The organism is Streptomyces ureilyticus, from assembly GCF_011045025.1.
Taxonomy (GTDB): Bacteria; Actinomycetota; Actinomycetes; order Streptomycetales; family Streptomycetaceae; genus Streptomyces; species Streptomyces ureilyticus.
On sequence record NZ_JAAKZX010000270.1, the window covers coordinates 1 to 10,652 of the forward strand.

Below are 10,652 nucleotides of genomic sequence, written 5' to 3' on the forward strand. Positions count from 1 at the left end.
CCGGTCGGCAATGGCGTACCGCATTGACGATGGGCAGCGTCCGCCTCCGACTCGGCCGCGTCGGCGCCCTGCGCGGGCCCGGAGTCGGACTTCGCGCCGGTGCGGGGGGCCGGAGTGGTTTGGTCGGCGGGGGCGGCGTCCGCCTCCGGCTCGACTCCGTCGCCGCCCTGCGCAGGCCCAGAGTCGGACTCCGCGCCGGCGCCCGGGACGGGAGTGGCTTCGTCGCCGGAGGCGTCGGCGGTAGCACCCGCCTTCGGCTCATCCGCGTCGGTACTACGGCCACCGGCCTGGTTGCCTTCGGCCGAGGGCTCCGCGTCTTCCACGTGTTCGTCATCGGAGCCGCCTACGGGGCTGTCGTCCTCCGCGTCAGCGTCGCGGGCGGCGACGGCCGAGGCGGCTTCGCCGCCATCGCCGGAGGCGGCCTCCTCTGGCTCGTCCGCGTCCGCGCTACGGCCTTCGGCCGATGACGCCGATGACGCGGCATCCCGCCGCACGTCGGCTCCGCCCGCAGAGCTGCCGCCCTTGGCGGCACCAGAGGCAGACTCCGCGTCAGCGTCCTGGGCGGCGGCTGAGAGGGCTTCGTCGTCAGCACCCGAGGCACCCGCCGCGGCAGCATCGCCGGAGGCGACGGCGTCCGCCTCGGATTCACCCGCGCCGGAGCCACGGCCACCCGCCGGAGCACCCTCACCCGTCGACTCGGTGTCCTCTGCCCGCCGGGCCTCGGAGCCGCCCGCAGTGCGGTCACCCTGCGCGTCACCGGACACGTCCGCGCCCGAGGACTCCGCGTCAGCCTCCTGGCCCGCGGTGCCCGAGGGCTCGGCGCCCGCCTTCGAGTCACCACCGCCCACCGGCTCGGCGTTGCCCGCAGACAGGTCGTCCTTCGTTTCCACGGTGCCGGAGGCGGCGTCCTCCACCTCGACGGCGTCCTCCGACTCGGAGTCCGAACCCTCCCCGGCGTCCGAATCCGAACCTGCCTCGGATTCCGCACGCTCCTCGGAGTCCGTACGAGCCTCCTCGGCGCCGGCCTCCGCCTCCGGAGCCGTACCGTCGTCGGCGTCATCGGCCGAAGGCGCCACGTTCCCGTCGCCCTCGACGTCACTCTCCGCCCCGGTCCGCGACTCACGGTCATCCGAGCCCGAACTCGAACCCGAGCCCTCGTCCCCGGCGTCCGCCCCCGCGACCCAAGCCGCCACAGCGTCCCGCAGCCGGGTGTCACCGGACTGGGACGGCGGCGACGACGGAGACGACTGGGAGCCGTTCGCACCGGACTCCGCGGCGCCCTCCGCTTCCGCTTCCGACGCAGCCGCAGTGTCCTCCCGCCCGGGGGAACCCTCAGCAGTCAAGCCCTCCGCCCCTGCCGTGTCCGACGTGTCCGACGCAACCGACCCTGAAGCGTCCGTACCCGAGGCACCCGGAGCCGACACGTCCGCAAGCCCGCTCGTGGAGAACACCGCCGTAGCCGTGTCCACCCTCCCGCTGCCGCGCGAAGCGGGAACCGCCTCGCGGGCCACCGCGAGGCGCGGATCCGCGCCCGGCGCGGGACGCGGATCGGAGCCACCCCCACCCGAGGAGGCAGGACCGGGAACCGGAGCCGTACTCCCCGACGTCGGTTCTGCCGACGACTCGTGCTGCTTCGACCTGTCGGGGGACTCGCCCGTCACCGATGCCTCCTCCATGCGCCACTCACCGTGCGCCCAACCGAACCATGAACCGTTGAAGGGCCGCCAACAGACGCCCGGAATCGATGTCCGAACCATGTACCAGTGTCCTGTGTGCGGGCTTAACCCCTGCGGTAGACGAGAACGACATACCTACTGGTTCCACTACATTCCGGTCACGCACCCTCGACAGACCGATGTGAGAGGGGTCACCCTGTCATTCATCCACGCGGGGAGGCATGGATGGGCAGGAGCCGCAGAACGATTCCGGAGGAGCTTCTGCTGCTGGCGCTGGACCCGACCACGGGTACCACCGCACAGCCGCAGTCGCTCGACCTTGGTCTGGCCGGAGCACAGCTAGTGGAGCTGGCGCTGGCCGGACGGATAGCCCCAGACGGGGATCGTATCGCCGTGGTAGCACCACGGCCGACCGGAGATCCGACTTTGGACTGCGCGTTGGAGTTGCTGCGAAGGCGTGGCGCTCCCGTGCGTGCCGTTCACTGGATCGGCGGGCCCCGACTGGGGCTGCGCCAGACATATCTCTCGCATCTGGAGCGCTGCGGCATGGTCCATGCCGTCGCGGGACAGATGTGCGGGGTGCTTCCGACGACTCGCTACCAAGCGACGGACACGGAGATCAGCCGGGAGATCAAGGCCCGGCTGGACAATGCGATCCGCACCGGCGTACCGCCGGACCCGCGGACCGCCGCACTGGCCGCGCTGGCGCACGCCGTCGGCTTGGGCAAGCACCTCTACCCGGGGAACGAAGGGCGCTCCTCGCGCTCCCGCCTCCGGGATCTGATCAGGCACGACCCCATGGGCGGACTCGTGGCGCACGCCGTGATGGACGTCCAGAACGGTGTGGCCGCACAGCCACGCCGCAGCCCGGCCCCGTCGCCCGGCCGCCAGGCCGCCGCCGGAGCCAGGCCCGCACCGGAACCCGCACGGGGCGTTTCGATGCAACCGCGCCGAGGACCGATGGCGCGCGCTGTGGCCCACTGAACCGCCACGGCACGGCAACAACGACAACAGCACAGCACCACCCACCGTCAGCGCCGCACCGCAGTCCCCAGACCCGGTTCGGGAGCCGCTGAGCCGCGCTTCCGTTGCGGCTCCGCCGCGGGGCCCGACCCGCGCCCCGTAAAGGGCATGGGGCCGCATCAATCTGCGCGCGCCCCGAAGGAGGCCGCGGGCTTCTGAGGGGCGCGGGGCTGTGACATTTGCGGCTCCGCCGCGATGGGGCCCCCGTTCATGGGGGTGCCCCCCGCTCGGGCGAAGCCGAGGGTGGGGGAGCCCCAACCACAGCGGACCCGCAGGTCCCTTCTTCAGCGGAGCGCACGCATATCCGCCGTTTCCCAGCGCGGCAAGCGCCTTGGTGGCAATCTGCTCAACAGCAGACACGCAAAGTACAGGCCGCACGCAGCCGGAGGTGCACGTCCCGTGGCGTCCAATGTCAATCCCACCGTCAGGCGACGCCGGCTGGGCCAGGAGCTGCGCCGGCTCCGCGAGCTCAAGGGCATGACCGCCGAGGAGGTCGCCGAGCGCCTGCTGGTCTCCCAGTCGAAGATCAGCCGCCTGGAGAACGGCCGGCGCAGCATCAGCCCGCGCGACGTCAGAGACCTCTGCGGGGTGTACGAGGTCGAGGACCAGCGGATGGTCGAGGGCCTGATGGAGATGGCCAAGGCCTCGCGCCAGCAGGGCTGGTGGCACGCGTTCGGGGACATTCCGTACAGCGTCTACATCGGCCTGGAGACCGATGCCGAATCCCTGCGGGTCTACGAGCCCCAGATCGTCACCGGACTGCTCCAGACCCCCACGTACGCCGAGGCCAGCATCCGCGGCGGATCCCCCGAGTCCTCGGACGCCGAGATCGAGAAGCGCGTCCAGGTCCGGCTGCGTCGGCAGGAGCGCATCAACGCCGAGAAGGACCCGCTGCGCCTCTGGGTGGTGCTGGACGAGGCCTCGCTGCGCCGCGTGGTCGGCGACAACAACGTGATGCGCGAGCAGTTGGAGCACCTCAACGAGATGGCCCAACTCCCCCATATCACTGTGCAGATACTGCCGTTCGACGTCGGCGCGCACTCCGCTCTGGCCGGGCAGTACGCGATCCTGGAGTTCGCCGACGCGGCCGATTCGAGCGTGGTGTACATCGAGGGCGTCACCAGCGACCTGTATCTGGAGAAGGCACCGGACGTGCAGAAGTACAGCCTCATGTACGAGCATCTGCGGGCCCAGGCGCTCAACCCCGAGCGGTCGCGGCAGATCATCGCCGATATCGCGAAGGACTATGCCCGCGGCGGCGGCGTGAGCTGAAGGGGCGCAGGGTATACCAAAGCGCACCCCAGCAGAAGGTTCGGATGGAATATGCCACCCAGACGAGTGAACGGCTCCTCCGTATGAGGAAGTTGGCGAGTAGCGTCGATCACGCCACTCGATCAACAAAGCTGGCGCGAACTGCGCTGTGGCCCCCATGGCCCGGTGACCTCGGCCAGCGATTCACCATCGGAGCGAACATGGCAATTCTGCAAGGCGCCACGAAGACCTGGACGAAGTCCTCGTACTCCTCCCCCAACAGCGCGTGCGTCGAGGTCAAGTCACCCACCACCTCGGCCCTCGCCGTTCGCGACTCCAAGGCCCCCGAGGGCCCGAGCCTGGCCTTCCCGGCCGAGGCATGGAGTGTCTTCGTGACATCGGTCAAGCAGTGAGGCCCGAGGGCCCCTGAGGACCCTCGACCGCCCACTGGCCGAGCCAACTCCACAAGATCCACAGCACCAACAAGAGCCCTCTCGACTGGACGCCGTCACCAGCCGAGAGGGCTGCTTTTTGAACTGTGCGCGCCCGCCCGGCAGTTCAGCGCAAGCGATCCACGTACCGATCCGTCCCCGGCACCGTGGGAATGAACGGAGCCACCAATTCCACCCTCCACAGCCCCGCCTCCGCCACCGGCTCCTCCAGCCCCGTGAAGTACTCCTCCCAGCACTCCCTCGGATCCGCCTCCAGGAACCACAGCAACGTCAGCCGCGTATCGACCCCTTCGACCTGCTTCACATACGACATCCGGTCGCTGGGCAGCGGAGTCGGCCGAAAGATCGTGACCATCGCGGAGGGCGACCCGGAGAGGCGTTTCGGGAGGTGCCGCGAGCGCAGCCACTCCAGCAACTCGGCCCGCTGCTCCGCCCCCTCCGCATCGATGACCTCGACCACCAGCCCCGCATACGGATGGTCCAGCGCGTGGAAGTCGCGCGGGCCCGCCGCCCCGTCCCGGTACACCGTCGCCTCGTGGTCCTGGAACGCCGTGAAGACATGCGTACGGTCCTGGTAGACGCGGCCGTCGCGATTGAGCCGCTTGTTGATGCCGACGGTCCACTTCATGTGGTCGTCGTAGCGGCCGTCCGTGACCCAGTACGTGGAGATGTAGCAGCCGGCGGTGACGGGCTGGGCGACCGCCGACTTCTCGGGGTAGCGCAGGAGTTGGAGGTCGCGGGTGGCGACCCAGCGGCGGCCCGCGTACATCCAGGGCATCGCCATCGCGCCGGCGTAGTAGTGATCGTCCTCGTACCAGCGGTTGTACGCGTACTCGTGGCCCGGATGCGGCTCGACCATGGTGATCAGGGCGTGGCCCGGGTGGACGCCGTACGGGCCCACGGCGGCCAGCTCGGCGTACACCTCGCTGCGGGTCTCCTCACTCATGCCGTTCCCCTTCCTTCCTCCGGCGGACGCCCATACTCTGACGCCCCGTCAGACAATCCGCCAGAGTCAGGGAGGCCTCGGCATGTCACTGCTCGCCGGCAGGACCGTGATCGTCTCGGGAGTCGGGGCCGGCCTTGGGCACCAGGTCGCGGCGGCGGTCGTACGGGACGGGGGGAACGCCGTACTCGGGGCGCGCACGGAGGGGAATCTCGCCAAGTCGGCGGCGGAGATCGACCCCGGTGGCGCGCACACCGCCTATCGCCCGGCGGACATCACCGACGAGGAGCAGTGCGAGGCGCTGGCCGCGCTCGCGGCCGAGCGGTTCGGGCGGCTCGACGCCGTGGTCCATGTCGCCGCCTTGGACAGCTACTTCGGCGGCCTCAAGGACGCGGACTTCGCCACCTGGCAGTCCGTCATCGATGTGAACCTGCTCGGCACGCTGCGGATGACGCGCGCCTGCATGCCCGCGCTGAAGGAGCGAGGCGGATCCGTGGTCTTCATCGGTACGCAGTCGGCCGTCGCCGCTCCCACGCAGGTGCGGCAGATGGCGTACGCGGCCTCGAAGGGCGCGTTGACGAGCGCGATGTACTCCCTGGCAAGGGAGTTGGGGCCGCACCGGATCCGGGTGAACACCGTGCTGCCGGGGTGGATGTGGGGGCCGCCGGTCGAGACGTACGTCCAGTTCTCGGCGCATACCGAGGGCGTGCCGGAGGCCGAGGTGCTGGAGCGGCTGACGTCTCGTATGGCGCTCCCGGAGCTGGCCACGGACTCGGACGTGGCCGATGCCGCGGTGTTCCTGGCCTCGGACCGGGCGCGGGCGATCACGGGGCAGTCGTTGCTGGTCAACGCTGGGGAGTTGATGCGCTAGCTCCCTCTCGGATACGTTCAGGGACGTGAACCGAGGTCAGTAAGCAGAACTATTTTACCCCCTCTTGACGATACGGGGCGTTGTCGCCGCCATGTCAGTGAACTGACGATGAGCGGGCGCTTCACGACCCTGAACGGGACCCTAAGAGGGGGGCATATGAACGGTCTCGACTGGACCGTACTGATCGGCTACTTCGGTGTGATGGTCGCGATCGGCGTCTGGTCCCACAAGCGCGTCGACAACGTCAGCGACTTCTTCACCGCCGGCGGCAAGATGCCGTGGTGGCTGTCCGGCATCTCGCACCACATGTCCGGCTACAGCGCGGTGATGTTCACGGGCTACGCGGCCATCGCCTATACGTTCGGCGTCACTTCGTACGTCACCTGGTCCTTCCCCATCGCCATCGGCATCGCGATCGGCGCCCGCCTCTTCGCGCCCCGGCTCAACCGCGTGCGCTCACGACTGCACGTGTCCTCCCCGCTGGAGTATCTGAAGAACCGTTACAACCTGCCCACGCAGCAGGCCCTCGCCTGGTCCGGCGTCCTGCTGAAGATCGTGGACGTGGGAGCCAAGTGGGCGGCGATCGCGACCCTGTTGTCGGTGTTCACCGGGGTCTCGCTGAACATGGGCATCCTCATCACCGGTGCGGTGACGGCCGTTTACTGCACGGTCGGCGGTCTGTGGGCGGACGCGCTGACCGAACTCGGGCAGTTCATCATCCAGTTCGTCGCCGGTATCGCGATGCTGATCGCCGTCATGGCCGAGCTGGGCGGCTTCAGCACGCTGTGGAACGTCTGGGACGAGCCGGCGCTCGACGGGCACACCGAGCCGCTGGCCGGCCCGTACATGATGGTCTTCCTGATCGCGTACCTCTTCATCAAGACCTTCGAGTACAACGGCGGCATGTGGAACCAGGCCCAGCGCTACATGGCCACGGACTCCGCGAAGTCCGCGACGCGCTCGGCCTACCTGTCCGCCCTGCTCTGGCTCATCTGGCCGCTGGTGCTGTTCTTCCCCATGTGGGTCGCGCCGCTCATCATCCAGACGGACGTGCCGGCCGACTCGTACGCGCTGATGGCTGAACAGCTACTGCCGCACGGGCTGTTGGGCCTGGTCATCGTCGGCTTCTTCTCGCACACGATGGCGATGTGCTCGTCGGACGCCAACGCGATCGCCGCCGTCGTCACGCGCGACATCATGCCCGCCGTCTCGCGCAAGGTGCGCCAGTGGGACACCCGGACCGGGCTGCTGGCCGCGCGCTGGGCCACGCTGCTGTTCCTCGGTCTGTCGATGGCGATCGCGACGCAAGTCAACTCCGACTTCTTCGGCGACATCATCACGGTCGTCATCAAGTGGGTCGCGGGGCTCATGGGCCCGATCGCGATCCCGCTGATGCTGGGCCTGCTGCCATGGTTCCGCAAGAGCGGCCCGACGGCCGCGCTGATCAGCTGGGGCATCGGCCTCGTCACCTTCTGGCTGGTCAACTACCCCATCCACTGGAACCTCGACGGCGGCGTCCCGCTCCAGTACCAGGTGTCGATTCCGCTCGCCGTCTCGCTCGTCCTCTACATCCTCATCGGGTACGTGAAGCCGGAGGACACCCCGGAGCGCGACGAGATCATCGCGAAGATCAACAACGATGACGACGGCTCGGGCTCGGCGGCTGCGGCGATCCCAACGCCGGCGGGTGCGGCGGATGACGTGGTGGAGGCGCCGGTCAAGGACTGAGGGGCGTATCGGCGTATGCGTACGGCAGTGAGGGTGGCCGCTCCCTCCCCTATGAGCGGCCACCCTCACCTGCTGACTGGACGTCAACTCCTCGGCTCATCACCGATCTTGTCGACGACTCCGGCGTTGAGCAGTGCGCTCTTCTCCGAGCCCAGGTAGTCGAGGGTTTTCTTGCCGAAGACCCACACGTGGCGCTCGTCGCGCTCCTTCCTCGGGGAGGAGCGTCGCTTCGTCGAGCATGTCGCCGATGTTCTCCAGCGCCTGGCTGTGCCTCCGCGGCGCCCCGGTCTCCAGTCAGCCGGGCGGCATGGCTGTACACGGCCCGGGCGTGCGCGCCGAACAGCTCGGCGAAGGCATCCGGGTCACCGGCCCGTATCCGGGCACGTAAGGAAAGTTCCACAACCAGCCCTGTCCGCTCGCCGCGCCGCGTCTCTGTGGTGTCGATCACATGCGCGTTGGTGTCGATCACGAGCGTCGGTCTCGGTCAGACGCACGTCGGGGTCAGTCACACGCGCGTCGCATCAGCGCCATGAACCTGACGGCCTCAGGCCCTCGGATACCGGGCCAGCCAGCCCGGCGACGACCCGGCCGGTCCGTGCAGCGCGGGCCCCTGCGTCATCTCCATCGCGAAGTCGTCGGCGAGGACGAGCATCGTGGGGCGGCCCTCCAGTTCGGCGAGCCAGGCCGGCGGGAGGGCCGTCTCGCCGTGCAGGGCGCCGAGCAGGGCGCCGGTGAGGGCTCCGGCGGCGCCCGAGGGGCCGCCGTGGTTCACCGAGAGGCACAGCCCGTGCCGGGTGTCCTCGCCGACCAGCGCGCAGTACACGGCGACCGACAGCAGCCCCTCCGCCGTACCGGCCCCGGCCAGCTCCTCGATCCGGGCCGGCGTGGGCATGCCCTGTCGTACGGCACCCAGCGCGTACTGCAGGGCGTCGGTCACCGGCTGCTGCCCCGGCCAGTCGGCCAGCAGCTGGAGCGAGCGCTGTACGGCGGCGTCGAGGCTCTCGCCGCGGGCCAGTCCGTGCACGATCAGGGCGTACGCGCCTGCCGACAGGTAGGCGACGGGGTGGCCGTGGGTCTGGGCCGCGCACTCCACCGCGAGCTGCATCACCAGCTGCGGCTCCCAGCCGACGAGCAGCCCGAACGGCGCCGAACGGGCGGCGGCCTCGGCGCCCATCTCCTCCAGGTTCTTGGGAGCGTCCAGAGTGCCCATCATGTCGTCGGCGAGGCCGATCAGGCAGGCGCGGGCGGGGTCGCGGCGGGCGTACAGCCATTCCTCGCGGGCCAGCCAGCCGTCCTCCTTGCGGCGCTCGTCGGGACCCCAGTCGTGCTGCGTGGCCGCCCATCTGAGGTACGCGCGGTGCAGATCGGTCGGCGGGTGCCAGGCGCCGGTGTCCCGGCGGACCTGCGCGCGGATGAGCCCGTCGAGGCTGAAGAGGGTGAGCTGGGTCAGATGCGAGACGGCGCCGCGGCTGCCGTGGCCGAAGGGCAGGTCGAGGACACCCTCCGGGCCGTACTCCGCGCGGATCTCGTCCATCGAGAGGGCCCCGACCGGCGAGCCCAGCGCGTCACCGAGGGCCGCGCCCAGCAGCGTGCCCCGCACCCGGCTGCGGAAGTCCTGCTGCTCGGCACGCCCCCAGACGGCACCGGACGTCGCACCCACCGAGGCCTCCTGAAGATTCCGTTCCGCACGGCTACTGTCCCGTACGGCTGACAGCTCAGCACTGTAATCGAACGGGAACAGTCGGTTGAGGGCCGGAACGGTTTGCGAATTCTGGGCGGGTGCGTGGGGCGGTGCGAGGTGCGCGTACTCAGGTGAGGAGACGGCGGAAACGGGGAATAGCCGAGAGGCCAACGCCCTTGTCCCTCAAGGAACTTGACCCAGGGCAGAGGGACATTCATGAGGATGCCCATGAGGGCATTCATTGAGGCATTCATGGGAACTTCAGGGGGATTTTCATGACGCATACCGGAAGCGGACGGGCACTCCCCGTCGCGGCGGCCCTGCTCACCGGCACGGTCGCGCTCTATATGGCGCTGGTCGCGTTCGGCAACATCACCGACTACGGCACGAACCAGCAGTTCGTACGCCATGTCCTGGCCATGGACACCACTTTCAAGGACGACGACCTGATGTGGCGCGCGATCGAGTCCCGCACGCTCCAGGACATCGCCTACGTGGCCATCATCGCCTGGGAGACCCTGGCGGCCCTCGTCCTCATCACCGCCACAGCCCTGTACGGCGCGGGCCTGCGCCGCATGGACCTGACCCGGGCCCGCCGCGCGAGCACGGCAGGTCTGCTCATGACGATGCTCCTCTTCGGCGCCGGCTTCATCGCCATCGGCGGCGAGTGGTTCTCCATGTGGCAGTCGGAGGACTGGAACGGCCTGGACGCGGCTCTCCGGGTCTTCGTACTGAGCGGGGTGGTGCTGCTGGTGGTGCGGCTGCGGCCTGTGACCGCAGGCCGTCGGCGCTCAGCGCCACTTCGCGGTACGAGACCAGCAGCGCGGTGACCGCGACGACCGCGGCGAGGGCCATCGCCAGGACCCAGGCGGCGTCATCGCGCTCCAGAGCGGAGCGGAAGACGCCGCGCGCTTGGCCCAGCGTGCCGAGACCGCGCCGATGACGATGATCAGCACCAGGGCGACGATGGCGCGCAGCTCTTCGCGTACTCGAAGGACGAACTGGGCCTGGACTGACGGGTCCGGAC

At 69.5% G+C, this 10,652-nt stretch carries 10 protein-coding genes and 1 pseudogene; 7 read left to right on the forward strand and 4 right to left on the reverse strand.

Features of this window, described 5'->3' with window-relative positions; translation table 11 throughout:
• Window positions 1–1,343, reverse strand: a pseudogene (locus G6048_RS43025) (hypothetical protein); the annotation flags it as partial.
• A 558-nt stretch (window positions 1,344–1,901) separates the two neighbouring features.
• Between G6048_RS43025 and G6048_RS43030 the strand changes: the two are divergent.
• The 3 genes from G6048_RS43030 to G6048_RS43040 all read left to right on the forward strand — a co-directional run bounded on the left by G6048_RS43030 (window position 1,902) and on the right by G6048_RS43040 (window position 4,363).
• Window positions 1,902–2,660, forward strand: a complete 759-nt coding sequence (locus G6048_RS43030; protein ID WP_165345056.1) for a GOLPH3/VPS74 family protein — start codon at window positions 1,902–1,904, stop codon at window positions 2,658–2,660.
• Window positions 2,661–3,098: 438 nt separating this feature from the next.
• The gene (locus tag G6048_RS43035; RefSeq protein WP_165345057.1) at window positions 3,099–3,971 is read left to right on the forward strand and encodes a helix-turn-helix domain-containing protein; all 873 of its coding nucleotides are present in this window, start codon (window positions 3,099–3,101) and stop codon (window positions 3,969–3,971) included.
• 200 nt (window positions 3,972–4,171) lie between these two features.
• A complete protein-coding gene (locus G6048_RS43040; RefSeq protein ID WP_165345058.1) occupies window positions 4,172–4,363 on the forward strand; it encodes a DUF397 domain-containing protein in 192 nt (63 codons plus the stop codon).
• A 145-nt stretch (window positions 4,364–4,508) separates the two neighbouring features.
• Here G6048_RS43040 and G6048_RS43045 read toward each other — a convergent pair whose 3' ends face one another.
• On the reverse strand, window positions 4,509–5,348 hold the full coding sequence (locus G6048_RS43045; protein WP_165345059.1) for a hypothetical protein: 840 nt from the start codon (window positions 5,346–5,348) through the stop codon (window positions 4,509–4,511).
• Between the two features lie 82 nt (window positions 5,349–5,430).
• On the opposite strand from G6048_RS43045, the gene G6048_RS43050 reads away from it, so the two are divergent.
• The 3 genes from G6048_RS43050 to G6048_RS52120 all read left to right on the forward strand — a co-directional run bounded on the left by G6048_RS43050 (window position 5,431) and on the right by G6048_RS52120 (window position 8,332).
• Window positions 5,431–6,216 (forward strand): SDR family oxidoreductase, encoded by a 786-nt coding sequence (locus G6048_RS43050; protein ID WP_165345060.1) that lies wholly within the window; start codon window positions 5,431–5,433, stop codon window positions 6,214–6,216.
• A gap of 156 nt (window positions 6,217–6,372) precedes the next feature.
• The gene (locus G6048_RS43055) at window positions 6,373–7,944 is read left to right on the forward strand and encodes a sodium:solute symporter family protein (protein WP_165345061.1); all 1,572 of its coding nucleotides are present in this window, start codon (window positions 6,373–6,375) and stop codon (window positions 7,942–7,944) included.
• Between the two features lie 247 nt (window positions 7,945–8,191).
• Window positions 8,192–8,332 carry a hypothetical protein gene (locus tag G6048_RS52120; protein ID WP_206342838.1) on the forward strand — a complete coding sequence of 47 codons (141 nt, stop codon included), beginning with the start codon at window positions 8,192–8,194 and terminating at the stop codon, window positions 8,330–8,332.
• A 156-nt stretch (window positions 8,333–8,488) separates the two neighbouring features.
• Here the strand turns inward: G6048_RS52120 and G6048_RS43065 are convergent, their stop codons facing one another.
• A complete protein-coding gene (locus G6048_RS43065; RefSeq protein WP_165345062.1) occupies window positions 8,489–9,604 on the reverse strand; it encodes an ADP-ribosylglycohydrolase family protein in 1,116 nt (371 codons plus the stop codon).
• Window positions 9,605–9,900: 296 nt separating this feature from the next.
• Here G6048_RS43065 and G6048_RS43070 point away from each other — a divergent pair, with 296 nt between their 5' ends.
• Window positions 9,901–10,455 (forward strand): DUF2165 domain-containing protein, encoded by a 555-nt coding sequence (locus G6048_RS43070; RefSeq protein ID WP_165345063.1) that lies wholly within the window; start codon window positions 9,901–9,903, stop codon window positions 10,453–10,455.
• Here G6048_RS43070 and G6048_RS48980 read toward each other — a convergent pair.
• The coding region (locus tag G6048_RS48980; RefSeq protein ID WP_206342839.1) for a hypothetical protein at window positions 10,417–10,652 on the reverse strand (236 nt) is incomplete at its 5' end. The genes G6048_RS43070 and G6048_RS48980 overlap by 39 nt on opposite strands.

Bases quoted from the DNA above. Each gene is read 5' to 3' on its own strand.
- G6048_RS43030 (WP_165345056.1), top strand. From the start codon at position 1,902: ATGGGCAGGAGCCGCAGAACGATTCCGGAGGAGCTTCTGCTGCTGGCG.
- G6048_RS43040 (WP_165345058.1), top strand. From the start codon at position 4,172: ATGGCAATTCTGCAAGGCGCCACGAAGACCTGGACGAAGTCCTCGTAC.
- G6048_RS43045 (WP_165345059.1), bottom strand. From the start codon at position 5,348: ATGAGTGAGGAGACCCGCAGCGAGGTGTACGCCGAGCTGGCCGCCGTG.
- G6048_RS43050 (WP_165345060.1), top strand. From the start codon at position 5,431: ATGTCACTGCTCGCCGGCAGGACCGTGATCGTCTCGGGAGTCGGGGCC.
- G6048_RS43055 (WP_165345061.1), top strand. From the start codon at position 6,373: ATGAACGGTCTCGACTGGACCGTACTGATCGGCTACTTCGGTGTGATG.
- G6048_RS52120 (WP_206342838.1), top strand. From the start codon at position 8,192: ATGTTCTCCAGCGCCTGGCTGTGCCTCCGCGGCGCCCCGGTCTCCAGT.
- G6048_RS43070 (WP_165345063.1), top strand. From the start codon at position 9,901: ATGACGCATACCGGAAGCGGACGGGCACTCCCCGTCGCGGCGGCCCTG.